A 24,179-nucleotide genomic window follows, 5' to 3' on the forward strand; every position below is an offset into this window, starting at 1 on the left:
TCGCAACAGTGGGACGCTGGGGGGCGGATGGGAAGCAAGGGCACGGGCACGGTCCTGCGTGAGCTGCGCGGCGCGCAGAAGACGGCCAAGGGGGTGTCGCTCTACTCGCGGTACGTGAACCGGCCGGCGGGCCGTGCCCTCGCGGCCGGTGCGTACCGGATAGGGCTGACACCAAATCAAGTCACCCTGGTCAGCGCGGCGTTCACGTTCGCCGCGATCGCCTCGGTGGCGCTCGTCCGCCCCTCCGTCGGGCTCGCGGTCGCGGTCTACGCGGGGCTCGCCATCGGCTTCGCCCTCGATTCGGCCGACGGGCAGCTGGCCAGACTCACCGGCGGGGGAGGCCCGGACGGTGAGTGGCTGGACCATGTCGTGGACTGCGCCAAGATGATCCTCGTGCACGCCGCCGTGCTGATCTCGTTCCAGCGGTTCGCCGGACTGCCCGGCGAGGGCTGGCTGCTCCTGCCGTTGGGCTTCCTGTTCACGGCGGTGCTGACGTTCTGCGCGGGGCTGCTGCGCGAACAGCTGGGGAAGGCGGCCGCCCGGCCCGTCGCGGCAGCCGGAGGCGCCGCCCCGGTCTCGCGGCTGCGTGCCGTGGCGCTGCTGCCCGCCGACTACGGGGTGTTCTGCCTGGTGTTCCTGCTCCTCGGGGACCCCTCCGCGTTCCGCACCGGCTACGCGGTGCTCGCCGCCGTGCACGCGCTGTTCCTGGTGGTATTCCTCGCCAAGTGGTTCACGGAGCTCAGAGCGCTCCGGACTGCGGACTGACGAGTGTGTCCAGCGCCCGGCGCAGCTGGGTGCTGGACGTGTGCACGGTGTACGGGAAGTAGACGACCTCCACGCCGACCTCGGCGAAGTCGCGTTCCAGCCGTTCGCCCTTCTCCGTGTCCCGCCAGTCGTCCCCCTTGAAGATCACGTCGAACCTCACCTGCTGCCAGGTCTCGACCTTGTCGGGCACCGTCTCGACGAACGCCGCGTCCACGTAGCGCACGCTGCGTACGATCTCCAGGCGCTCCGGCAGCGGAATCACCGGCCGATGGCCCTTGGCGAGCGCGGCCATCTCGTCCGAGACGACCCCGGCGACGAGGTAGTCGCACTGACTGCGGGCGTGCCGCAGGATGTTGAGGTGTCCCACATGGAAGAGGTCGTATACCCCCGGCGCGTAGCCGACCCTGTGCACCATCAGTTCTCTCCCTCCACGGTGAACACGATGTCCGTGTCCCGCAGCAGTTGTCCGGACATGCCATCCGGTGCGGTGGGATATCGGTATCGGTGTTGATGGAGCAACGACCTTACTGTGAAGACCACTTGCGCATCTCGTGAACGGATAAGCTCGCTTTTGGGGCTGTTCCCCGAGGGGAGTCTGGGGCTGTTCCTTGGGGGAACACCGAATGTTCCGGGGGGAAGGCGAGCTTCCATGTCCGATGCCGATCGTCACAAGCCGTTCGAGGGCCGTACCCTGCTGGTCGTCTCGACGAACTACGCGCCGGAGCTGACGGGCATCGGCCCGTACGCCGCGCAGCTCGCCGAGCACTGGGCGGCGGCCGGGGCGGACACCCACGTACTGACCGGGATGCCGCACTACCCGTCCTGGCGGACCGAAGCGGAGTACCGGGGGGTGTGGCGGGTCGCCGAGAAGCGGGCCGGGGTCACCGTGCACCGGCGAAGACACTATGTGCCGTCCCGTCAAACGGCTTTGCGCAGAGCCGCGTTCGAAGCGACGGTGCTGGGGCACGGGCTGCTGTCGCCGCCCGCCTCCAGTCCGCCCGACGCGGTGTTCTCGCAGGTGCCCAGTCTCGCCGGGGGCGTCATCGGTGCCCGGCTGGCCGGCCGTCACCGAGCCCCGTACATACCCGTCGTACAGGATCTGATGGGTGCCGCCGCCGCGCAGAGCGGCATCCGGGGCGGCGGCCGTGCGGCAGCCGTCGCCTCGGCCGCCGAACGGTACGCGCTGCGCTCCGCGGCCCTCGTCGGCGTCATCCACGAGAGCTTCGTGCCCCGCGTCACCGCGTACGGCGTGGACCCGGGACGCATCCGTACGGTGCCCAACTGGTCGCATGTGCCGGCCCCTTCCGCCGACCGGGCCGGGACCAGGGCGCGCCTCGGCTGGAGCGAGGGCACCCCGGTGGTCCTGCACTCCGGGAACATGGGGCTCAAACAGGGCCTGGAGGTCCTCGTCGACGCGGCCCGGCTCGCGCCGGAGATCCGCGTGGTGCTCATGGGCGACGGGAATCAGCGCGAGGCGCTGCTGGCGCGCGCGGCGGGCCTGCGCAACCTCGACTTCCTGCCCCCGGCCGACGCGGGCGAGTTCACGGACATCCTCGCCGCCGCCGACGTGCTCGCGGTGACCCAGCGGGCCTCCGTGCTCGACATGAGCGTCCCCTCGAAGCTCACCTCCTACTTCGTCTCGGGCCGGCCCGTGGTGGCGTCGGTCGCCGAAGGGGGAGGCACCGCGGCGGAGGTCCAGCGGTCCGGCGCCGGGCTCCTCGTCGCCCCGCAGGACCCCGCGGCGCTGCTGTCGGCCGTGCGCAAGCTCGTCGAGGCGCCGGCCGGGGCGGACGCGCTCGGGGCCAACGGACCCCAGTACGTCGCACGTCACCTGGGCCGCGAGGCGGGCCTGGCCCGCTTCGACGCCCTGCTCACCGAGGTCCTCGCGGACGCCGAAGGGAGACCACGCAGATGAACCAGCCGATCCGCGCCCTGGAGGACCAGGACGAACCCGCGCTGCTGAGGGACCAGTTCCGACAGCTCCTGCGTTACCGGGCCCTGCTCGCCTCCGGCGTGGTCGTCGGGCTGCTCGGAGGCGGCTGGCTCGCGCTGAGCGGCGAGGAGAGCTACACATCGACCGGCGAGGTCGTCGTCCGTTCCGCCGCCTCGGACCCGTTCGCCGCCGGTGCCTCCGCCGACAAGGGCATCAACATCGGCTCCGAGCGGCAGACCGCCGTCAGCGACACCGTGGGCACCCTGGCCGTCACCACCCTGGCCGGACAGGGCGACCGGGTGGCGGTCGAGCCGCTGCTCTCCGGTCTCCAGGTCACCAACCCGCCCAACACCCTCGTGCTCCGCTTCGCCTACACCGGCCGCACCCCCGCACTGGCGAAGGCACGGTCCCAGGCGCTCGCCGACGCCTACCTGGAGATACGCCGCCAGCGCACCGAGAACAGCATCGCCCACATGGTCGACGGCTACCGCGCCCAGCTGACCCCGCTCACCGAACAGCGCGACCAGCTGGCGGCGCAGACCGGCAGCAGCAACGACGTGACCAGCGCACGGGCCAACCTCGTGGTCGCGATCTCCGAACTCAGCCGGAAGATCTCCGAGCTGCGCGCGCTGGACACCACCCCCGGCTACCTGACGAAGAAGCCCGCCGCCCCGAGCGAGCCCACCGGCGCCGGACTGCCGCTGCTGCTGGGGCTCGGCGGTGTCGTCGGACTCGCCCTTGGACTGCTGCTGTCCTGGGTCCGCCTGGTCTTCGACCCGGCCGTGCGCTCGACCCGGGAACTGGTCGGTTCGCTCGGGGCGCCCCTGCTCGGCACCCTGCCCAGGGAGCGTGCGTACGGCGGCTCGCCGCTGGCCATCGGGCGGAGCGGGAGCAGGCTCGCCGAGGAGTACCGCGCGGTCGCCTTCCGGCTCGCCTACGATCCGTCGTTCGCCGAGCGCCGCAGGCTACTGGTCACCGCCCCGCGCGGGGACGGCGCGGCGGCGGCCGCCGCCGCGGCCAACCTGGCCGCGGCCTTCGCCGAGATGGGACGCGACGTGATCCTGGTCGAGGCCGATCTGCGCGCCCCCGCACTGGCCGGGGACCTGGGCCCGGCGGCGCAGGGCTCCCGGCCGCGCTGGGCGACCCGGGGCCGGCGCGCCTGGCCGTCGGACAGCCAGATGAATGTGGACGTACCCGGGGCGGGCGCCTTCACCCTGATAGCGGGCCGGCGTACGGACAACGTGCCGCGTGCCCTGACATCGGCACCCGTCGGCCGGATCGTCGCCGAGGGCGACCGGCCCGACGCCGTCGTCATCGTGCTGGCCCCGCCCGTACTGTCGTACGCCGACGCCGTCGCGCTGATCGACCGGGTGGAGAGCGTCGTGGTGGTCTGCGACCCGCGCGAGGTCCACCGCAGCGACCTGGAGCGGATCCGGGAGATCATCGGGGCCGCGGGCGGTTCCGTGCTCGGCGCCCTGCTGCACCCCGGCCTGAGCCGCCACGAGCGCCGGGCCCGCCGGAAGGCCGCCAAGCGCCGGCCGGGCAGCCGGCCGGCCCGGGACGAAGCGGGCCACGGGCCGGAACACACCGGTGATCCCGCCGAGACGCTGGGGCTGCGCCCCTTCGACTCCACCGCCGGACACAGATGAGGGCACGTACCGCGATCGTCTGCTCGGTCGCGGACCAGGGCGTGGCCGCGCTCACCAACATCCTGGTGCTGGTGACGGCCGCCCGGCTCTCCACCTTGGCGGAGTTCGCCCGTTTCTCGGCGGTCTACCTCGTCTTCACGGTGCTGCTGGGCGTGTCCGGCGCCTATACCGGGCAGCCGCTCGTGCTGCGGCGCGGCGGGACCGAGGAGGTGCGCGGCGCCTGCCGGTCGGCGGTGGCGTTCACCCTGCTCGCGGCGGCGGTGCTGGGCGCGGCCCTGGCCGGCGTCTGCCTGCTGGTGCGGGGCGCCACCGCGGACGCTCTGATGGCGCTGGGATTCGTCCTGCCGGTGGTGCTGGGCCAGGACACCATGCGTTATGCCTTCTCCACCCTGCACCTGCCGCACCTGGCGCTGGCGGGCGACGTCCTGCGACTCGTCTGCGTACTGGGCGCGTTGGCCCTGCAACCGCATGGCGCTCCGGCCGCCCGGCTCGTCGCGGTGTGGGGGCTCGCCGCGCTGCCGGCCCTGATCCTGTCGGCCGCCCTGCTGCACCGGAGGGTGGCCGGGGCAACGGTGCGGCCGGGGCTCCTGCTGCGGCGGGGCCACCTCGGGCGGCGCTTCGTGGTGGAGTTCGCGGTGGGCAACGCCACCGGCCAGCTCTCCGTGCTCGGACTCGGCGCGGTCGGCAACCCGCTGGTGGTCGGCGCGCTGCGTGGCGCGACCACCCTGTTCGGGCCGCTGAACGTGCTGTTCACCTCGGCCACCGGCTTCGGCCCGCCCCTGCTGGGCAGACTCGCCGGCGAACGGCGCAGGGTGCGGGCCGCCGCCCTCCTCGCGGCCGTCCTCGCGGCGGGCGCCGCCGCCTGGGCCACCGTACTGGCCCTGCTGCCCGCCCCGGTCGGACGCCGGCTGCTGGGCGACACCTGGCCCACGGCCGCCGCCCTGCTCCCGGCGACCGGCAGCCAGTACGCGGCGATGGCGGTCGGTACCTGCGGGCTGCTGGCCCTGCGGATGCTCGACCCGCGCACCACGCTCGCCATCCAGGTGGCCTTCTCCCTCGCCTCCGTCGCCTTCCTCATCGGCGGCTATGCGCTGGGCGGGGTCCAGGGCGCGGCCTGGGGCCTGTGCCTGGGCTCCGGGTGCAAGGCGGTGGCCACCTGGACCAGAGTGGCCAGGCTCGCGAACCGCAGCGCCGCGGTACGGGCACCGCTCAGCGCGGGCGCCGCCCGTCCTGGCGAAAGCTCGTGACCAGCAGCAGACAGAGCGCCGCGACGGCCGGCTTGCCGACGGACTGCAGCAGCGGACCGCGCAACAGGATGAAGGCGTACCCGGCGACCAGCGGGGCGGTGACCGCCAGGACGCTGCCGGGCCCCGGACCGTCCCGCGAGACGGCCCGCGCGTACCGCCGGTCGGTACGGGCGGCGGCGTACCCGATCAGCGCGAGGGCACCGATCATGCCCGGCGCACCGAAGTCGACCCACAGCTCGGTCCACAGCGGCGCCGACAGGTTGGTCATGTTCATCCCCATCCACTGACCGACGCGCACCCCCGTGTCCTCCGGCTTGCCGCTCCACCCCGACCGGGGCACGAAGAAGAGGGCGGAGCCCGCCAGCTGACGCCCGTAGGTGTGGCCGCGGGTGTCGACCCAGGTGATCGTGTTGGCGAACATCACCGTCTGGTCGTAGTCCTTGGTGGCCAGCGGCTCGAAGACCGACGACGAGTCCACCGGCCGGTACCCGGCGCTGTCGTACCTGAACCGGTCCGCGTAGGGGAACAGCACCAACGCCCCGACCACCCCCGTGGCCAGCACCGAGCGGTACATCGCCGCGCTGCTCGGGAAGGCGGTGAACAGCAGCGAGACCAGTACCGTCAGGAACCAGTAACGGGCATTGGAGACCGGGTTGTTGACGATCACATTGAGGACGAACAGCCCGGCCCAGACCAGCACCGTCGACGGGGAGCGCCGGGCCGCGCGCGAGGTCACCAGACGACGGGTGAAGAAGAGCAGCGCCAGGAGCGCGGGCACCGTGCCGAAGCCCTTGAGGAAGGCCGACCCCACATTGGACCCGTCCGACCCCACCCCGCTCCCCGCGACCGAGGCGCTGATCTCCTGACGGCTGGTGAAGAAGACCGCCGGCCCGCCGACCTTCAGGATGTAGTAGCCGCTCGCCGCGAAGGCCAGCAGCACCAGCAGCCCGAGCCGCCCCGGGTGCGCCACCGCCGGGCGGCCCCCGGAGCGCGCGGCGGCCCGCCGCCGCAGCGGCCGTCGCGACGCCAGCAGGGCCCCCAGATCGAATGCGGCGCAGCCCACCAGGATCAGCGCGACGGCCGTCACCAGATCCGACCGCGGCCCGACCATCGGTGTGGGCGTCTGCCCGATGACGGCCTGGGCGAACGGCGCCACGCCCATCGCGATGTAGACGAACATCCAGAAGACGCCCTGCAACAGGCGCCGCCGGGTGGAAAGGACCATGGTCGCGAGCCGGATCCCCGCATAACAGGTCAGCACCAGCTGCAGCCAGTACGCGGTGTCGCGGACCCCTGTGCCGGGCTGCGCGGCGATCACCGCCGGCAGGAAACAGACCAGGGCGAGGATGAGGGGCACGGCCAGGGCGCGCGAGAGCATCGCCCACGAACCTGGCCGGGCCTGCGCGTGGCCCGGCTCTCGCGGGCCGTGCTCCGGTACGGGCGCGGACGGAGCCGCCTCGTGCACGGACGTCATGTGCTCCCCGTTTCCGTGGACCGGTGAACACTCTAACGAATCAACCCACTTGGGGGGTTTGGATGACTAGTCTGTGAATCGTCGGCCGCGGTTGAGGGGAACCTTGGTGAAGATCCTGCACGTCGTCACACTCCACACTCCGGACCACGCGTTCGGCGGCCCGACCAGGGTGGCGCTCAACCTGTCGAAGGTCCAGCGGGCCGACGGCGACGACGCCAGGATCATGGCACTCGGAGACGGTTTCGAGGGCCCCCTCCCGCGCGCGATCGAGGGAGTGCCGGCCCATCTCTTCCAGGCACGCCATCTGCTCCCCGCGTTCGAGGTCAGCGGCATCACATCCGGTGCGCTCCTGCGCACCGCGTACCGCATGATGCGCGGCGCCGACCTCGTCCATGTCCACCTGATGCGCGACCTGGTGACACTGCCCGCCGCGCTGCTCGCCCTGGCCTCCCGCACCCCCTTGGTCGTCCAGACGCACGGAATGGTGGACCCCACCGAGAACCGGGTCGCCCGGCTCACCGATCTGCTGGGCGTGCGCAGGGTGCTGCGCGGCGCCGACGCCGTACTGCACCTCACCGAGACGGAACGCCTCGATGTCAACGCCGTCGCCGCACCGGTCCCGCTGACCCGGACCGTACGGCTGGTCAACGGAGTGCGCCCGCAGGAGATCAAACCCGGCCGGGAGTCCGGGCGGCCGCCGACGGTCCTCTTCCTCGCCCGGATCCAGGAGCGCAAGCGCCCGGAGGACTTCGTCGCCGCGATGCCGGCGGTCCTGGCCCGGCACCCGGACGCCCGCTTCGTGCTGGCCGGTCCCGACACCGGCGCGCTGCCCGCGACCCTTGAACTCGCCCGCAGACTGGGAGTGCTGGGATCGCTCGACCATGTGGGGCCGCTCGGTCACGAGGAGGTCCTGGCGGCGGGGCGGCGGGCCGATGTGTACGTACTGCCGTCGATCGAGGAGCCCCTGGGTGTGTCCGTCCTCGAAGCGATGTCGGTCGGCACCCCCGTCGTCATCACCCGCACCTGCGGACTCGGCCCCGATGTGGCACGTGCGGGCGCGGGCCGGGTGATCGACAGCCGGGTCGGCGAGGACGGGAAGAACGCCCTCAAGGTCGCCGCCGCCGTCCTGGAACTCCTCGAACCGGAGTCCAACACCCGTACAGGCAGGGCCGCCTGGAACCTGGTGAACGAGGACTTCACCATCGAGGCCGTGACCGCCACCCTCCGGCGGACCTACGAGGACGTGGTCCGCCGGAGGGGTGTACGGGTCAAACGGTCTTCCCCTCACGGGACTTGAGGGAGATCTGCCAGCGGTAGAAGCTCATCGCCAGCGCGAAGTCGAACCCCGCCCGCCCGTCGAGGAACCCCCGCCGGTACAGATACATGTAGGCGAACGACACGAGGGGCTTGAACGGTGCCTTGTGGAACAGCTGCCCCTGGCGCGACTTCACCCTGCGTACCTGTTCCTTGACTTCGGGGTGGTGTTCCAGCCACGCCTCCCAGTCCGAGTAGCGGTTGTGCCGCTCGAACCAGGCGGTGACCGGGTCGAGATCCTGGTGCTCGATCGGATTGCGGAGCGAGCCGACCGAATCCGCGACCGGCTGGTAATGGCCCTCGACCTCACCGATGCCCGGCGCGTCCAGATCACCCACCTCCGGATACCGGCAGCGGGTGCGGTCGGTCAGTGAGCGCTTCCGGATGGTGTAGCCGTGTCGCAGCCGCTTCCCGGAGAACCAGTAGCCGAGCGGAATGTCGTACGCCGCCGGCTTGGGCGCGGCCGGGCCGGCGAAGACCTGCCGCAGTTCGGCCAGCAGCCCGGGACCGATCCGCTCGTCGCCGTCGAGCAGCAGGATCCAGTCCAGGTCCGTGCGGACATGGTCCAGACACCACTGCTTCTTGCGCGGATGACCGCCGTCCCAGGTGTACGTGATCACCTCGGCACCGCACTCCTCGGCGATCTTCACCGTCTCGTCCGTGCTGTGCGAGTCGACGACGACCACCGCCTCGAAATGGCCAAGTACCGACGTCACCGCCTCGGCGATGTTGAGCCCCTCGTTCTTCGTGGGGATCGCCACGGCTATCGGCAGCTTGCTCATCCGAGCTCTCCTTCGGGCAGCCAGGCGTAGCAGCCTGTGGAGGTGAAGACACGGGCCTGCCGGGGCACGGTGATCGTGGTCCGCTTTCCGGCGGAGCCGGAGCCGGAGGCCAGGGTCCTGTCGTCCGCGCCGGCGATCCGCCAGGTGCAGTCTCCGGTGGGGGAGACGTCGCGGTAGCGACCCGGCCGGATCTGCTCGTTGCGGTATGTGCCGTCCGCGTATCCCCGGTCGGCCTCCCGCAGCAGGTCCCGGTGCTGGGTGCAGAGGTGCTCGACGGCGGGTCGCGCATCGGCGATCTCGCCCGTCACGATCGCACCGACCGCGACGTCCCGGTCGGCCTTGACCAGGAACCGCAGCCGGTCGCAGGTCTCCTGACCGGTCTGGAGCACCGCCGCGGGGTCCATGCCCCTGGGCACCCGGTCGACCAGATACTCCTTCTCCTTCCGGGTGAACGAACCGGTGGCCGGGGTGAGCCGATCGCTGGGCAGCTTCGGCGGCTCACTCGTGCGCGGGGCCGAGGGGGCAGCAGTGGTGGCGGTGGCGGCGGGCCCGGCCGTCGGGGCGGCGAGCGGGGCGTGCGTGGCCGTGGTTCCGGCGCCGCTCGCACCGTCCCGCCCCTCGGAGGACGAGCCGCAGGCGGCCAGCGCCGCCGTCAGTACGACGACGGCGGCACCGGCCCGGAACGGATGCCTCATCCGGCTGTCCTCAGCGCGTAGTGGGCACTGATCTGCGCGCTGCTCAGCGCGGTGGGGTAGACGGCGGTCTCGTCGATCTGTCCGGCGAAGAAGTTGCTCGTCGGCTTGGACGGCCAGCCCTTCAGATTGTCCCCGCCGACCCGCCAGTAGCCGTCGTACTTCTCGTTGCCGGTGTACAGCGCGTTCGAGGCACGGAGCTTCCCGTCGACGTACAGCGCCATGCCGCCGGGGCCCTGCGTGGCGACCACGTGGTGCCAGGCTCCGTTGTTGTAAGCGCCGGGTGTGGTGACGGTCCTGGTACTTCCGCTGTGCACCCCGAAGACCAGCCGGCCGTCGTCGCGCATGTACACGTGCTTGTCGTACTGGGTGCTGTTCTGCATGGTCAGACTGCCGAAGCCGATGATCTTCCCGCCCTTGGCGGTCGTGGTCCTGAACCACGTCTCCACCGAGAACCTGACCGGCTGCGGATGGCGCTTGTTGCTGTAGACGTACTGCGTGGAACCGTTGAGGCCGATCGCGGTCGAGGGGCCCGCGACGGCGGCCGGGGTCACCCGCCGGGTGGGGGAGTTGCGTACGAACCCGTTGTTCCGCCCGCCGCTGCTGTCGCCCGCGAGGGTCGAGGCGGTCTCGTCGTACCGCCAGTAGAGCGAAGCTCCGTCCGCGAGCACCTTGGCGGGATACTTCTCGGCCGTGGAGGTCACGGTGGCGGACACGGCGGCCGACTTGGCGCTGGTGTTGGTGCCGTCACTCGCGCTGATCCGGTACGAGTGCGTCTCGCCCGCCGCCACGTCCGTGTCCGTCCACCTCAGTTGCGGCCGGTCCCAGAACAGCGAGTAGCCCGTCGTGGTGTGCACCGGGGTGCTCGCGCCGTCCTTGTAGATCCGGTAGGTGAGTTCCCCGTCGTCGGGGTCGAAGCTGGTCTGCCAGTCGACCACCACCTTCCCCGGCGCGATAGTGGACAGGGTCACGTTGGGTACCCAAGGGGCCCCGGTGTCAGGGCCGTCGGCGAACCGGGTCAGACCCTGCTGCGCGACGCCGTTGACGGTGGTGAACTCGCCGCCGACCCAAAGGTAGTGATGACCGCCCTTGTCGGTCTGGGCCATCACCCGGGGCCCGACCGGCTCCCCGATACCGTCGTTGGTGTCCGGGAACCAGGGCAGCAGCTTCGGGTCGTCGACGGACTGGGCCAGCAGATGCTTGCGCGGCTGATTGGGGAACTCGCCCATGGTGGCGCAGTCATGGGCGTGACTCCCGCTGTACAGCACGCCGTCGTGCACCAGGACGGCCTGGGTGGCGCCGAGGCAGGTGTCCCGCCAGCGCTGCTCGAAGTCGCTCAGGTCCAGAGCGATCCGGCCGTCGAAGACACCGCCCCCGGTGCCCTCGTTGGCGGTGTAGAAGCCGGTGGCGTCCGTGGCGAGGTCCTGCACCGTGGAGGTGTTGGGAATGAACCCGGCCGGGTAGCTCTTGGTCACCGCCCCGGTCGTGGCGTCCACGACCGCCAGCGCGTGCGACGTGGCGCCGTTGACCTTGAAGAAGTTGCCGCCGAGCAGCACGTGCTTGCGGTCGGGTGTCAGCTCGACTGCCCGGCCGATCTCGTCCGCGTCGGCCTTCCACGGCTTCAGCGCGGCGCCCGTGGTGACCGCGGCGAACTTGTTCCTGGCCTGTCCGGCCACCGTGTTGAAGTCACCGCCCAGGTACACGGTGTCGGCGGTGACGGCGAGGGCCCGCACCGTCGCAGAGACCGAGACCTTGAAGTCCTGGCGCGGGGTGCAGCTCGCGGTGTCGATCGCGGCGATGTTGCTGACCCCGACACCGCTCACCGACCCGAACTGCCCTCCGACGTACAGAGTCTTCTGGTCCGGTGAGAGTGCCAGCGCCCGTACGGTGGCCGTGCCGGACGAGAGGGTGAACGACAGGCTGCAACCGGTCGGCGCACCGGTCGCGGCGTCGAAGGCGGCGAAGTTCACCGCGGGCTGCTCCGAGGTACCGGCCGCCGCGTCCGGCGGCCGTACGGTGGAGAAGGTGCCGCCGGTGTAGACGACACCGGCGTCCGACGCGGCCATCGACCAGACGATTCCGTTGGTCTGCCAGGTGGTGAGGTCGTCCGCGGTCAGCGAGACCGGCGGGGTGAGGGCCGCGGCCGGGGAGCCCCCGGACGCGGCGGCGGACAGTGCTCCGGCGAGCAGGCAGAGCGCGGCGGCGGCACCTACCCGGCTGCTGCGTACGGGTCTGCGGCCCGTGGTTGCGTTCATCATTCAGCTCCGAAGGTGAGAACGGGCCGCGGCCGGACCGCCGCGGCGCACGGCTCCACCAGGAGTGCGGTGGTGCCGGCTGTCGTGTTGGTGCAGGACGGTGTCATCGGTCCACCCGCACGGCCGCCCCGGCCAGTTGGTCGGAGAGCTGGCGGATGTCGGCCTCTACCATGATCCTGGCGAGCTCCCGCAACCGCACGACCGGTTTCCAGCCGAGGAGCTCCTCGGCCTTGGTGGCGTCCCCGATCAGGGCGTCGACCTCGCTGGGGCGTTCGTACTTGGCGTCGTGGCGGACGTGCTCGCGCCAGTCCAGGCCCGCGTGCGCGAAGGCGTACTCCAGGAACTCCCGCACACTGACGCCCTCGCCCGTGGCCACCACATAGTCGTCCGGGACGTCGCACTGGAGCATCCGCCACATCGCCTCGACGTACTCGGGCGCGTACCCCCAGTCGCGTACGGCATCGAGATTGCCCAGATGGAGATGGGTCTGCAGACCCGCCTTGATCCGGGCCACCCCGCGAGTGATCTTCCGGGTCACGAAGGTCTCGCCGCGGCGAGGGGACTCGTGGTTGAAGAGGATCCCGTTGACCGCGAACATGCCGTACGCCTCACGGTAGTTGACCGTGGACCAGTACGAGTACACCTTGGCCACGCTGTACGGGCTGCGCGGATGGAACGGCGTCGCCTCGTTCTGCGGCGGCGGCGAGGCGCCGAACATCTCGGACGAGGAAGCCTGGTAGACCCGGGTGTCGATCCCGCTCGCACGGACCGCCTCCAGCAGCCGGATGGTGCCGAGACCGGTGACGTCACCCGTGTACAGCGGTGCGTCGAACGACACGCGGACGTGCGACTGCGCACCCAGGTTGTAGACCTCGTCCGGCCGGATGTCGCGCAGCAGGTTCACCAGCGCGACCCCGTCGGCGAGGTCGGCGTGATGCAGGACGAACGAGCGGTTCTCCTCCTCCGGTCCTTGGTAGATGTGGTCGATGCGCTCGGTGTTGAAGCTCGACGAGCGGCGTATCAGGCCGTGGACCGTGTACCCCTTGTCGAGCAGCAGCTCGGACAGGTACGAGCCGTCCTGTCCGGTCACACCGGTGATGAGCGCGGTCTTCGCCACGACTCCCTCTTCTCTGGTCGCTTTAGTGGCTGTTGTTCCGCACCGAATATTTCGCGACGAAATATCGGGATTGAGCGTTCTGCGGCAAAACGTCACCGCGGACTGCTGGTGCTGGCAGAATCCGGGCCATGACGACTGATCTCCCCGGCACTCCCCAGGAATCCGTCCGTTCCCTCCTACGATCCGGTGCCCGCGTGTTCGTCGCGGGCCACCGCGGCCTGGTCGGCTCGGCCGTGGTGCGCCGCCTCACCGACGAGGGGTACGAGGTGATCACCCGCGATCGCGACCGGCTCGATCTGCGCGACGCCGAACGGACCGAGGTGTTCCTCCGCGAGGTCCGTCCGCAGGCCGTGGTGCTGGCCGCCGCCAGGGTCGGCGGGATCATGGCCAACAGCACGTACCCCGTGCAGTTCCTGGAGGACAATCTGCGCATCCAGCTGAGCGTCGTCGCCGGGGCGCACGCGGCCGGGGTCGAGCGCTTGCTCTTCCTCGGCTCGTCCTGCATCTACCCCAGGCTCGCTCCGCAGCCGATCCCCGAAAGCGCCCTGCTCACCGGTCCGTTGGAGCCGACCAACGAGGCGTACGCACTGGCCAAGATCGCCGGAATCGTGCAGACCCGCTCCTATCGACGGCAGTACGGCGCCTCGTACATCAGCGCCATGCCCACGAACCTCTACGGTCCGGGCGACAACTTCGACCTGGAGTCCTCGCACGTGCTGCCCGCGCTGATCCGCCGCTTCCACGAGGCGCGCCGGGACGGTGCGCCCGCGGTGAGGCTCTGGGGCTCCGGCAGCCCGCGCCGGGAGTTCCTGCATGTGGACGACCTGGCCGCCGCGTGCCTCCTGCTGCTGGAGCGATACGACGGCGACGAGCCGGTCAACATCGGCTGCGGCAGCGATCTGATGATCCGTGAACTGGCCGCTGTGGTCAAGGACGTGACGGGATACCAGGGGTGCGTCGAATGGGACACGACGAAACCCGACGGCACCCCGCGCAAACTGCTCGATGTCTCCCGGCTCGCCTCGCTCGGCTTCGCGCCGAGGATCGCGCTGCGTGACGGGATCGCCCAGACATACGCGTGGTGGCTGGAACAGCAGCCCGCGCAGACCTGATCCGGATCGCGGTGACGGCCGAACGGACTTGTCCGGAAAGGTACTTGGCACTCCTCGCATCGACGGCCGCCGCTCTCAGTACGCCCCGCGGCCGTCGGTGACGGCGCGCAGCGTACGGGCCATGAGTCCCATGTCCGTGGCCACCGACCAGTTGTCGACGTACCACAGATCGAGCGAGACCGTCTCCTGCCAGGACAGGTCCGAGCGGCCGCTGACCTGCCACAGACCGGTCAGCCCCGGTTTCACCGAGAGCCGCCGGAACTCGCGCTCGTCGTACCGGGACACCTCCTCCGGCAGCGGAGGGCGCGGGCCGACCAGCGACATGTCACCGCGGAGCACATTGAGCAGCTGTGGGAGCTCGTCGAGGGACGTCCGGCGCAGCAGACGGCCGATTCCGGTCACCCGGGGATCGCGGCGCATCTTGAACATCGGACCGTCGGTCTCGTTCGTGGCGAGAAGCCGCTGCTTGTGGCTCTCGGCGTCGGTCACCATGGTGCGGAACTTCCACATCGTGAATGGCCGGTTGTGTTGCCCCTGACGGATCTGGCGGTGGAACACCGGCCCGTCGGAGCCGAACCGCACCGCCGCCCCGATCAGGACCAGCAGGGGTGTCAGCACCAGCAGGCCGAGGGCGGCGCCGACCCGGTCCACCACGGCCTTCAGGGCCGGCTGCGGCCCACGGCGCAGCGGGGGCGCGATGTGCAGCAGGGTGAGCCCGGCGGCGGCGGTGGCCCGTACCCGGCCGGCCGCGATGCCCGAGAGCCCCGGGAGCACGGACAGTGCGAGCCCGCCGTCGTGCAGTCCCCAGGAGAGCCGGCACAGCCGTTCCTCGGAGAGCTGGGGCCCGGGGACCACCAGCGCCAGGTCCGCGTCCTGCGCGAACGCCCCGCCCAGTACGGTCGAGACATCGTCGTCGGCCGGCGCCGGTGCGAGCCGGCCCGGCACCGGGACCCCGCACTCCAACGGTGCGGTCCCCACCGGGACGGCGGCCACGACCGCGTACGGATGGTCGGCGCGGGACGCGAGCAGCCGGACGGCGCGGTCGACGCCCGGCGCCTCGCCCACCACCAGCACCCGCCGGACCGCCCGTGGCGGGCGCCCCGGCCACGGCAGTCGCCGCAGGGCCTGCGCCGCGATGCCGGCCGGCAGGCCGGGCAGCAACGCCACCAAGGCCGTCGCGGGGTCGAGCGCGTCGCCGCTCGCCGTGTGCAGCACGGCGAGCACGCCTATGAGCAGCAACCAGTCGCCGGCCGTGCTCAGTACCCCCGGTGGTCCGCCCGGGGACCGTTCCGCGTACCTGCCGCGTACGGCCCGCAGGCCGGACCACGCCAGTGCGGCCACGGCCGCGGCCAGCGCGGCCCGGGACTGCCCGCCGGTACGCAGTACGAGCAGGGCCGGAACCCCCAGGCCGAGGAGTTCGGTGCCGACCACGACCGGTACGCGCCGACTCGCCCTGCTCTTCGCGGGTGCCGGTCCGGACCGCTCGCGCGGTGTGGCCGGCGTCCTCCACAATTCATCGAGTCCGTTGCTGCGAGGCCGATTCGAGACGGTACGTGGACGTGGCGCCCCCGCCAGTCCGACGGGTCCTGATCTGTCCGAATCGGGTAGCTCGACATGCCCCATGAACCCCCCAGTCACAGTCGCATCGTCACAAACGGGGCGCATCCGCCGATCTCATGGACTGACGGATGCGCCCTCGCTCGGTGCACGATATCCACAGACGTGCCATTTCGCTGGAGTTCTCGTGAAGTTCAGACATGCACACTGACTCGGGTCTCGTCCCGTTCCGCGCCGGATCTCTTGGTCTGTGAGTAAGTATTGGCATTTGGAATGCACCTGAATCGGGTTGTGTGCGGACATGTACGCCGGTCAACTGCTGGGCGTGTCCACCAGGTTCATCCGCGACAGCGCGCTGTCGGGAGACCATCCCCGGCCAACAAACGAGCGAGGGCGCATGTGGTGACGGCCACTGGCCGGATTGTTTCGGTCAGTGGTGCCGGGGGTGCGTGCTGCTCATCGGCTGTCGGGCTCGTCCTCGGGTCGGGGCGGCCACGCGGCCGCCCCCCTTCCCGGTGCCAGATGGTCGACCACTTCGGCCAGTTCCTCGCAGGCGCGTTCGATCCTCTGCCGGATATTGCTCTGCTCGGTCACGACCGCCGCGAGCAGCAGTGCGGTCAGCGCCACACAGCCGTTGAGCACGGTGAGGTCGATCATCACATGAAGGATCGTCCGCCCCTCGAACGGACCCACCCCTTCCGTTCCCGCGATCGCCGCCAGGACCGACACCAGCAGGGCGCAGGGTGCGCTTCCCGCCAGCTGGAAACGCAGGGCCGCCCAGATGAGCACCGGAAAGACCAGATAGATCATCGACAGTGAGCTCCGGGTCGCCACCAGGGAGACAGTGACGGCGACGAGCAGCAGGGCGCTCACCTCGATCCACCGGTCGGTGGTCCGGGGCATCCGCAGCCTGTGCAGTACGAGCAGCACCGGGGTGACCACGAGCACCCCCATCGCGTCCCCCGACCACCACGCCGCCCAGACCGGCCAGAACCCGCTCAGCGGCAGCTTCCCGTTCAGCGCCAGCATGCCCGTGCCCACGGTCGCGCTGATGACCATCCCGGCCAGCGCGCCGAGGAAGACCAGCAGGACCCCGTCGCGCAGCCTGTCCAGCTCCTTGCGGAAGCCGGCTCTGCGGAGTATCAGGTACGAGCAGAGCGGGGCGGCGGTGTTGCCCGCCACGACGGCGAAGGTGGACGGCGTGACCGAGCCGCTGAGCGTGGCGACGACGAGGAGGGAGCCCAGCGCGATCCCGGGCCAGGCACTGAGACCCAGGTAGCTCAGCGCGCCCAGTGCGATGCCCGTCGGCGGCCAGAGCGGTGTGACGACCGCGCCGTGGACGGACACCTCCCGGATGAGGCCGAGCCCCCCGGCCGCGTAGTAGGCAGCGGTGACGGCAAGGACACGTAGTGCGGCCGCGGCCGCACGTCTGGTTCTCTCGCTGCGGATCACGCATCTCATCAGACACTGCCCCGGACGGGTGGCGGCTTTTTGACACGCTTCACCCGGAAGGTCGCGGTCTCAGTACCGGCCGGGGACGGTCCCGTGCCGTACCACGAGCACGGCGGCGTCGTCCTGGTGACCGGTCTGCTCCGCCGCCCGCAGGACCACGTCGGCCAGCTCGTCGGCGTCGGCGCCGACCCGTGCGTGCACCAGCCGGGTCACCGCGTCCAGACCCCGGTCGATCGGGAACGAAGGCCCCTCCACCACCCCGTCCGTGACCAGGACGAACGCGCCCGGGGCGGTCAGTCTCCGCCGGGTGACCGGATAGCGCTCGCCGGCCTGGATCCCGAGCGGCAGCCCACCCTCGTCACTGGTCACCCCGGACCGCCCGTCGGCCGTGGCCCACACCGCGGCGACATGCCCGGCGCGGGCGCTCTGCAGCTCCCGGGACACCGGGTCGAGGCGGACGAACGTACACGTCGCGAAGAGGCCGGAGCCCACCGAGACCAGCAGGTCGTTGGTCCGGCCCACGACCTCGCCGGGGTCCGCGGCGGTGGCGGCTATCGCCCGCATGGCGATGCGGACCTGCCCCATGAACGCGGCGGCCTCGACGTCGTGTCCCTGCACGTCCCCGATGGCGAAGGCCAGCGCACCGTCCGGCAGCACGAAGCCGTCGTACCAGTCGCCGCCGATGTCCAGCCCGCTGCGGGCGGGCGTGTAACGGGCAGCGGTCTGGAGCCCCGGGCGCGCGGGCAGCGCCGCCGGGAGCATCTCGCGCTGGAGCACCTCGGCCAATTCCACCCGGGCCTGGTGCAGCTCCACCTCGCGGCGCGCCCGGGAGGTGAGCTGTTGCAGCGTGGTGAGCAACTCCTCGGCACTCGCCGAACGGGGAGGACGACGCCGGTTCATGTGCCGCTCCGCACTGCGGTTGTCCGCACGGCACAGCACACGGCCTGCCGCGACGGGGCCGGCCGGTGTGCCGACGGACCGGATTCCGGGCGGTGGCATCGCCCGCCGCCGGTGAAATTCGACATCCCGCATCCTATTTCGGCGGCGCGATCCCCGCAGGGCGAGTTCCGGCGGTGCGATCCCCGAGGACGAGCCGGAACGCGCGAACCCGCCCGGCCGGGTGGATGCTGGTGGCAGGACCGCGTCGAGGCGGCGCATCGCGACCGGACGCGGCCGCAGGAGGTGCGCGATGACCCGCACGCTGGAGTGGAGGCTCCGCCTCGGCCTGACCGAGGACGACGGGACGACCAAGGCGGAGGCGGTGCTGGACACCGGCTCCACGAAGCTCACCGGACACGGGGTCGCCCGCTGCAACCCGCAGGACGTGGACGTACCGGCCATCGGCGACGAACTCGCGGCCAGTCGCGCCATGAAGGACGTGGCCGCCCAGCTGATGAAGGCCGCCGACGCGGACCTGGAGAACGTGGGCGCCGGACCCGCGAGCGGCCCGGTGGCCCCGCCCTACGCGTGGACCGACAGCACGGCCTGATTCCCCGGGAGCAAGGCGGCCCCGCGATGCGTGAGATCCTGCCGGTGCTCGGCCGCTGGTACGCCGCGGGGGAGCCGTTCGGGCTCGCCACCGTCGTCGCGGTCAGCCGCAGCGCGCCGCGCGGCCCCGGCGCGGCGATGGCGGTGGGACCGGACGACGAGGTCGTGGGCAGTGTCTCCGGGGGCTGCGTCGAGGGAGCCGTCCTCGAACTCGCCAAGGAGGTCGTGCAGAGCGGCCGGGCCAGGCTGGAGACCTTCGGCTACAGCGATGAGGACGCCTTCGCCGTCGGACTCACCTGCGGCGGCGAGATCACACTCCTCGTACGCCCGGTGACGGCGGCGTCCGACCCCGCCTTCGGCGAAGTCGCCGCAGCGGTCGCGGGGCACCGCCCGGTGGTGGTCGCCACCGTGACCGATGGACCCGCTCCACGCGGTGCCGCCCTCGCGGTCCGGCCGGACACCGTGTCGGGGTCGCTCGGCGCGAGCGGCCTGGACGCCGCCGTGACCGCCGACGCACGCGGGGAACTCGCCCAGGGGGCAACGGGGTTGCGGCACTACGGCCCGAACGGTGAACGGCGCGAGGACGACGTCGCCGTGTTCCTCCAGTCGTTCGCCCCGCCGCCCCGGATGCTGGTCTTCGGCGCGATCGACTTCGCGGCAGCGGTGGCCCGCATCGGCGCGTTCCTCGGCTACCGGGTCACCGTCTGCGACGCCCGCCCCGCCTTCGCCGACGCCCGGCGCTTCCCCGCCGGTGCGGAGGTCGTCGTCGACTGGCCGCACCGGTACCTGCGCGACACGGAGACCGACGGGCGGACCGTGATGTGCGTACTCACCCACGACCCCAAGTTCGACGTCCCGCTGCTGGAGGTGGCGCTGCGCGCCCCGGCCGCCTACATCGGCGCCATGGGCAGCCGCCGGACCCATGAGGACCGGCTGGCCCGGCTGCGCGAGACGGGTCTCGGCGAAGCGGAACTGGCCCGGCTGCGTTCCCCCGTCGGCCTCGACCTCGGGGCACGTACCCCCGAGGAGGTGGCCGTCTCGATCGCCGCGGAGATCGTCGCCCTGCGCTGGGGCGGCACGGGCAGCCCGCTCACGGACACGGCGGGGGCGATCCATCGCCGCCCCCCGGCCCCGTAGCGTTGTCGCGGAAGTGAACGATTCCGTACCGCCGGGTCCCTGGGGAACACCATGTGCTGGAGTGCGAGCGCCGACCTCGTAGGTGGAACGGGCATCGCGGCCATCGGGGTGGGGTGCGTGGCGCGGGTGCGCCGGGTGCGCGACCTGCCGCTCGCGGCGCTGCCGCTGCTGCTCGGCGCCCACCAGATCATCGAGTCGGTGATCTGGCGCTCGGGTGGCGGAGCCGGCCCCGCCACCCTCGCGTGGGCCGTCATCGCCCTGCCGGTGCTGCCGTTGTGGGTCCCGCTGGGGGTGCTGTGCGCCGCCCCGCCGGATGCCCGGCGCCGCCTGCTGGTCCCGCTCGCGGCCGGAACGGCGACCGCCGTCGCGCTCGCGTACGGCCTGGCGACCCGCCCGGTGACCGCCGAGATCCGCGGGCACACCCTCGGCTACGCCCTCGATCTTCCCCGCTCCGGATTCCTGGTCGCCGGTTATGTCCTGGCCACGGTCGGCGCCCTGCTCCTGTCCTGGGACCCGGTGCTGAGAAGGCTCGGGGCGCTGGCCGCCGTCGGGGCCGCCGTCTGTGCGGCACTGTGGCGGCTGGAGTTCGTCTCGACGTGGTGCGCCTTCGCGGCGGTGTGCTCGGTGATCCTGCTGGTCCGGCCCCGCCCGGACCCGGCGACCGGAGGTGTCTGAAGGGCTGCCCCGCAGTCCCTGGCGGGCGTGCGACGACAGTCGTCAGACCGTCCCGGGCAGGCCGATCGGGTTGGGGAACGGCAACAGGTCCGCGGCCAGCACCTGCCGGGCCGGCAGCTCCAGGGCGGCGAGCAGTTCGTCCACCGCGCTCTCGGCGAGGGGGCGCAGCAGCCGGGCGGCCAGCCGGTCGGTGGTGTCCTCGACGAGCTCCCGTTCCTGGCGGCCGCGTGGCGTGGCAGCGGACTCCGCGTCGATCAGGCCGCGGGAGCGGAGCCGTTCCTCGGCGTCCGCCCACTCCGCCTCGCTCCAACCGCGGTCGAGCCGGATGCCCTCGCGCGGGACATGGCCCGTGGCAGCGGCGAGCACGAGGGCCTCGGGTGCGTCGAGACCGTGGTCGGCGAGCGCGGCGTTGTGTGCGTCGCCCCGGAACTCCCGCAGCGCGGTGGTGAGTTGCCACAGGCTCTCCACCGGGTCGGTGCGGTCGCACAGCGGGCGGTTGGCGGCGAACAGCGGGCGGGCCTGCGAGGAGGCGTCGGCCACCATCGCGGCGAGCGGCGGGATGAGCGGGCCGGCGAGGGCGTCGATGTCCGGGACGAGCCGGCGCAGCGCACCCGCGGCGAGCCGGGCGCGCAGGTCGGTGAGCTTCTCGGGGGTGACCACCCGCCAGGCGTCGGGCAGCGCGCGGGCCACCATGCCGGGTGCGAAGACACCCAGGACGGCGGTGGCGGCCTCGGGGCGGATCCGCCCCATGGGGGCCGTACGGGTGGCGAAGTACCCCATCCAGAAGCCCTTGAGGCCGACGGATCTCCCGATGCCCCGGCACTCCTGGTCGAAGTAGAGCACGGCGTGGAGGGGCTCGGTACGCAGCCACAGGGTGCGGGGTCTCGACTCCATGCGGCCAACCTTAGACCGGCCGGCCACGCCCGGCGACGGGCGGGCGGGAGCCGCAGCCCCGGCCCGCCGGTCCGGCACACACGCCTACGGCTCAGCTCGCGGCGCCGAAGTGCCGGTCCACGATCGCCGCGGCGTCGGTGCCGCGCGGCAGGATGCCGTACTGGTGACCGCGGCCCTCGCCGAGCCGGGCCGCCACGAACGCCTCGGCCGACGGGGCGGGAGCATGACGGAGCATCAGCGAGGCCTGCAGCGCCAGCGCCATGCCCTCGACCGACGCCCGCGCCCGGGTCTGCGCCGCGAGCGGGTCGCGCAGATCCTCGGCCAGCTCCTGGCGGACCCGGCGGACATGCCCGTCCAGTACGGAACTGGCACCGGCCGTGGTCTCCAGCTCGGCCCAGAAGGCGTCCAGCGACTGCGGTGTGCGTCCGATGCCCCGCAGCACATCGAGGGCGATCACGTTGCCGGATCCCTCCCACACCGCCATCACCGGCTGCTCGCGGTAGCGCCGGGCCAGCGGCCAGTCCTCGGTGTAGCCGTTGCCGCCCAGGCACTCCAGCGCCTCGTACGCGTGGTGCGGGCCGCGCTTGCAGATCCAGTACTTGGAGACCGCGGTGGCCAGTCGGCGGAACAACTCCTCGGACTCGCCGCTGCCGCTCTCGTACGCGTGGGCCAGGCGCAGCGAGGTCCAGGTCGCGGCCTCCGTTTCCAGCGCCAGGTCGGCGAGGACCGCCGTCATGGCCGGCTGGTCGGCCAGCCGGGCACCGAAGGCGCTGCGGTGCCGGGCGTGCCAGATCGCCTCGGACACCGACTGCCGCATGCCCGCGGTGGTGCCCAGCACACAGTCGAGCCGGGTGTGGTTGACCATCTCGATGATGGTCGGGACGCCGCGGCCCGGCTCGCCGACCCGTACCGCCCAGGTGCCGTCGAACTCCACCTCGGAGGAGGCGTTCGACTTGTTGCCCAGCTTGTTCTTCAGCCGCTGGATCCGGACCGTGTTGTGGGTGCCGTCGGCCAGGACCCGCGGCACGAGGAAGCAGGTGAGCCCGGCCTCGGCCTGGGCCAGCACCAGGAAGGCGTCCGACTGCGGGGCGGAGAAGAACCACTTGTGCCCGGTCAGCAGATGGGCCCGGCCCTCGGGGTCGGAGGCCGTTGGGACGGCCCGAGTGGTGTTGGCGCGTACGTCGGAGCCGCCCTGCTTCTCCGTCATCCCCATACCGAAGGTGAGCCCGGACTTCTCGCCCGGGGCGATCAGGCGGGGGTCGTACGCGCGGCTGAGCAGGCCCGGCAGCCAGTCCCGGCCCACGTCCGGGTCGCGCTGGAGGACCGGGACCACGGCGTGCGACATGGACATCGGGCAGGCGTGGCCGGGCTCGATCTGGGCGAACAGCATGAAGGACGCCGCACGGGCCACCGCGGCCCCGGGCTTCGGGTCGGCCCAGCCCGCGGTGTGCGTGCCGTGGTGCACGGCCTTGCCGATGATCTCGTGGTACGCGGGGTGGAACTCGACCTCGTCGACGCGGTTGCCGTACCGGTCGTGGGTGCGCAGGACGGGCGGCGAGTTGTGGGCGAGCTCCGTGGCGGTCTGGAAGTGTTCGGAGCCGACCAGAGCGCCGATCTCGTGCAGCTCCGGTTCGTGCCAGGCCGCCCCGAAGGTACGGACGGCTTCGGCGAGCGGCAGGTTGGTGCCGTACTCGTCGAGGTCCACCCGGGGCGGTGCCTGGTTGGTGACCTCGTGGGTGGGGTGCGGAGCGGGGCCCCCGGGCCGCAGGTCGGTTGGGTGCTGGGTGACGGTCATGGCGGGTGATCCTGTCCTGGGTAGAGGGTCGGGGCGGCGAGGGAATCGATTCGGGGCGAGCCGGTACGGCAGGGGGTGGCCCGGGTTCAGGAACCGCCGGCCCCGACCGCTCTGAGGCACAGCGCGGTGATGCTCTCCACGACGGGCTCCGGGTCGGTGCGCGATCCGACCGGCGAGAGCGGGCCGAGCAGTGCCTCGCCGACCGCCCCGATCACGGCGGCGGCCGACAACTGCGCGTTCTGCTGGGGCAGTTCGTCTGCCGAGATACCGGCGACGATGACCGCCTCGGCGAGCATGTGGTAGCCGCGCCGGTAGGTGAGCCGCTCCTCCTCGACGAGCGGGTCGACCGGTTCGGCCAGCAGCGCCCAGGCCGTACGCGGACTGCGCAGCGCGCGGTAGGAGAAGACCTCGACGAGCGCGCGCAGCTGATCGGTGGCGCCGTGCCGTGCCTGCACCGCCTCCCGTACCGCGCCGAGCTCATGGCCCGCGACATGCCGGAAGACCGCGGCGAGCAGTTCCTGCTTGGAGGCGAAGTGGTTGTACACACTGCCGGTGGCCACGCCGGCCCGGCGGGCGAGCGCGGAGACGCCGGTTGCCGGGTATCCGCCCTCCGCCAGCAGCTCCCGAGCGGCGTCGAGCAGCCGTTCACGGTGGGCGAGCCGGGTCGCCTCCGTGCGGGCGGTGGGTCGGTAGGCCATGGTCTGAACCCCGATTCATATCTTCTGTTGTCCAGCCAACCACTGTTGCTGTCCGGGGGCAATGGCCCGGCGCGCAGCCGCTGTGTGCCGGGCCGTCCCGCACGGGTCCGGACGTTCAACACCGCCTGGCCGCCGTTCTTCGT

General features: G+C 71.9%; 21 protein-coding genes. 9 read left to right on the plus strand and 12 right to left on the minus strand.

The genetic code is table 11. From position 1 onward, the window contains the following. Window positions 1–27 precede the first annotated feature (27 nt). Window positions 28–765 (plus strand): CDP-alcohol phosphatidyltransferase family protein, encoded by a 738-nt coding sequence (locus tag ACIRJP_RS01395; protein WP_404166976.1) that lies wholly within the window; start codon window positions 28–30, stop codon window positions 763–765. On the opposite strand, the gene ACIRJP_RS01400 is transcribed toward ACIRJP_RS01395, so the two are convergent. Continuing rightward, a complete protein-coding gene (locus ACIRJP_RS01400; protein ID WP_351256150.1) occupies window positions 740–1,180 on the minus strand; it encodes an adenylyltransferase/cytidyltransferase family protein in 441 nt (146 codons plus the stop codon). The two genes, ACIRJP_RS01395 and ACIRJP_RS01400, sit on opposite strands and share 26 nt — an antisense overlap. A 234-nt stretch (window positions 1,181–1,414) precedes the next feature. Between ACIRJP_RS01400 and ACIRJP_RS01405 the strand changes: the two genes are divergently transcribed. From ACIRJP_RS01405 to ACIRJP_RS01415, 3 genes are read left to right on the plus strand one after another with little or no spacing between them, the layout of a single operon-like run. After that, window positions 1,415–2,680, plus strand: a complete 1,266-nt coding sequence (locus tag ACIRJP_RS01405; RefSeq protein ID WP_404166978.1) for a glycosyltransferase — start codon at window positions 1,415–1,417, stop codon at window positions 2,678–2,680. Further along, entirely contained in the window at window positions 2,677–4,347 is a 1,671-nt protein-coding gene (locus tag ACIRJP_RS01410; RefSeq protein ID WP_404166980.1) for a lipopolysaccharide biosynthesis protein, read from the plus strand. The genes ACIRJP_RS01405 and ACIRJP_RS01410 overlap by 4 nt, the downstream gene beginning before the upstream one ends. Beyond that, window positions 4,344–5,594, plus strand: a complete 1,251-nt coding sequence (locus ACIRJP_RS01415) for a hypothetical protein (protein ID WP_404166982.1) — start codon at window positions 4,344–4,346, stop codon at window positions 5,592–5,594. Before ACIRJP_RS01410 ends, ACIRJP_RS01415 begins: the two co-directional genes overlap by 4 nt. Here ACIRJP_RS01415 and ACIRJP_RS01420 read toward each other — a convergent pair. After that, complete coding sequence (locus tag ACIRJP_RS01420; RefSeq protein WP_404166984.1) at window positions 5,557–7,068, minus strand: hypothetical protein; 1,512 nt, start codon at window positions 7,066–7,068, stop codon at window positions 5,557–5,559. The genes ACIRJP_RS01415 and ACIRJP_RS01420 overlap by 38 nt on opposite strands. A 106-nt stretch (window positions 7,069–7,174) precedes the next feature. Here ACIRJP_RS01420 and ACIRJP_RS01425 point away from each other — a divergent pair, with 106 nt between their 5' ends. Beyond that, entirely contained in the window at window positions 7,175–8,365 is a 1,191-nt protein-coding gene (locus ACIRJP_RS01425; RefSeq protein WP_404166986.1) for a glycosyltransferase, read from the plus strand. Here the strand turns inward: ACIRJP_RS01425 and ACIRJP_RS01430 are convergent. The 4 genes from ACIRJP_RS01430 to gmd form a co-directional block, all read right to left on the minus strand. Then, window positions 8,337–9,164, minus strand: coding sequence for a glycosyltransferase family 2 protein (locus ACIRJP_RS01430; protein ID WP_404166988.1), 828 nt, complete (start codon window positions 9,162–9,164; stop codon window positions 8,337–8,339). The genes ACIRJP_RS01425 and ACIRJP_RS01430 overlap by 29 nt on opposite strands. Beyond that, on the minus strand, window positions 9,161–9,859 hold the full coding sequence (locus ACIRJP_RS01435) for a hypothetical protein (protein WP_404166990.1): 699 nt from the start codon (window positions 9,857–9,859) through the stop codon (window positions 9,161–9,163). Before ACIRJP_RS01435 ends, ACIRJP_RS01430 begins: the two co-directional genes overlap by 4 nt. After that, a complete protein-coding gene (locus ACIRJP_RS01440; protein ID WP_404166992.1) occupies window positions 9,856–12,114 on the minus strand; it encodes a LamG-like jellyroll fold domain-containing protein in 2,259 nt (752 codons plus the stop codon). The genes ACIRJP_RS01435 and ACIRJP_RS01440 overlap by 4 nt, the downstream gene beginning before the upstream one ends. 100 nt (window positions 12,115–12,214) lie before the next feature. Next, window positions 12,215–13,228 carry a GDP-mannose 4,6-dehydratase gene (gene gmd, locus ACIRJP_RS01445; protein WP_404166994.1) on the minus strand — a complete coding sequence of 338 codons (1,014 nt, stop codon included), beginning with the start codon at window positions 13,226–13,228 and terminating at the stop codon, window positions 12,215–12,217. Window positions 13,229–13,356: 128 nt separating this feature from the next. Between gmd and ACIRJP_RS01450 the strand changes: the two genes are divergently transcribed. Beyond that, window positions 13,357–14,340: a GDP-L-fucose synthase family protein gene (locus ACIRJP_RS01450; protein WP_404166996.1), complete on the plus strand. Its 984-nt coding sequence runs from the start codon at window positions 13,357–13,359 to the stop codon at window positions 14,338–14,340. Window positions 14,341–14,415: 75 nt separating this feature from the next. Here the strand turns inward: ACIRJP_RS01450 and ACIRJP_RS01455 are convergent, their stop codons facing one another. The 3 genes from ACIRJP_RS01455 to ACIRJP_RS01465 all read right to left on the minus strand — a co-directional run bounded on the left by ACIRJP_RS01455 (window position 14,416) and on the right by ACIRJP_RS01465 (window position 18,249). After that, complete coding sequence (locus ACIRJP_RS01455; RefSeq protein WP_404167625.1) at window positions 14,416–15,963, minus strand: sugar transferase; 1,548 nt, start codon at window positions 15,961–15,963, stop codon at window positions 14,416–14,418. A gap of 390 nt (window positions 15,964–16,353) precedes the next feature. Further along, the gene (locus ACIRJP_RS01460; RefSeq protein WP_404166998.1) at window positions 16,354–17,349 is read right to left on the minus strand and encodes an MASE1 domain-containing protein; all 996 of its coding nucleotides are present in this window, start codon (window positions 17,347–17,349) and stop codon (window positions 16,354–16,356) included. 69 nt (window positions 17,350–17,418) lie between these two features. After that, a complete protein-coding gene (locus ACIRJP_RS01465; protein ID WP_404167000.1) occupies window positions 17,419–18,249 on the minus strand; it encodes a PP2C family protein-serine/threonine phosphatase in 831 nt (276 codons plus the stop codon). Between the two features lie 289 nt (window positions 18,250–18,538). Here ACIRJP_RS01465 and ACIRJP_RS01470 point away from each other — a divergent pair, with 289 nt between their 5' ends. Genes ACIRJP_RS01470 through ACIRJP_RS01480 form a run of 3 tightly spaced genes read left to right on the plus strand, consistent with a single transcriptional unit; the run spans window position 18,539 to window position 20,649 of the window. Continuing rightward, complete coding sequence (locus ACIRJP_RS01470; RefSeq protein ID WP_266734871.1) at window positions 18,539–18,838, plus strand: DUF1876 domain-containing protein; 300 nt, start codon at window positions 18,539–18,541, stop codon at window positions 18,836–18,838. Between the two features lie 26 nt (window positions 18,839–18,864). After that, window positions 18,865–19,974 carry an XdhC family protein gene (locus ACIRJP_RS01475; RefSeq protein ID WP_404167002.1) on the plus strand — a complete coding sequence of 370 codons (1,110 nt, stop codon included), beginning with the start codon at window positions 18,865–18,867 and terminating at the stop codon, window positions 19,972–19,974. Window positions 19,975–20,025: 51 nt separating this feature from the next. After that, window positions 20,026–20,649, plus strand: a complete 624-nt coding sequence (locus ACIRJP_RS01480; protein WP_404167004.1) for a DUF6629 family protein — start codon at window positions 20,026–20,028, stop codon at window positions 20,647–20,649. Window positions 20,650–20,691: 42 nt separating this feature from the next. Here the strand turns inward: ACIRJP_RS01480 and ACIRJP_RS01485 are convergent, their stop codons facing one another. The 3 genes from ACIRJP_RS01485 to ACIRJP_RS01495 form a co-directional block, all read right to left on the minus strand. Next, window positions 20,692–21,543: a hypothetical protein gene (locus tag ACIRJP_RS01485; protein WP_404167006.1), complete on the minus strand. Its 852-nt coding sequence runs from the start codon at window positions 21,541–21,543 to the stop codon at window positions 20,692–20,694. 91 nt (window positions 21,544–21,634) lie between these two features. Continuing rightward, a complete protein-coding gene (locus tag ACIRJP_RS01490; RefSeq protein WP_404167008.1) occupies window positions 21,635–23,338 on the minus strand; it encodes an acyl-CoA dehydrogenase family protein in 1,704 nt (567 codons plus the stop codon). 86 nt (window positions 23,339–23,424) lie between these two features. Next, window positions 23,425–24,036, minus strand: coding sequence for a TetR/AcrR family transcriptional regulator (locus tag ACIRJP_RS01495; RefSeq protein ID WP_404167010.1), 612 nt, complete (start codon window positions 24,034–24,036; stop codon window positions 23,425–23,427). Window positions 24,037–24,179 lie beyond the last annotated feature (143 nt).

Origin of the sequence: Streptomyces sp. NPDC102437 (assembly GCF_044765565.1) — a bacterium.
GTDB lineage: Bacteria > Actinomycetota > Actinomycetes > Streptomycetales > Streptomycetaceae > Streptomyces.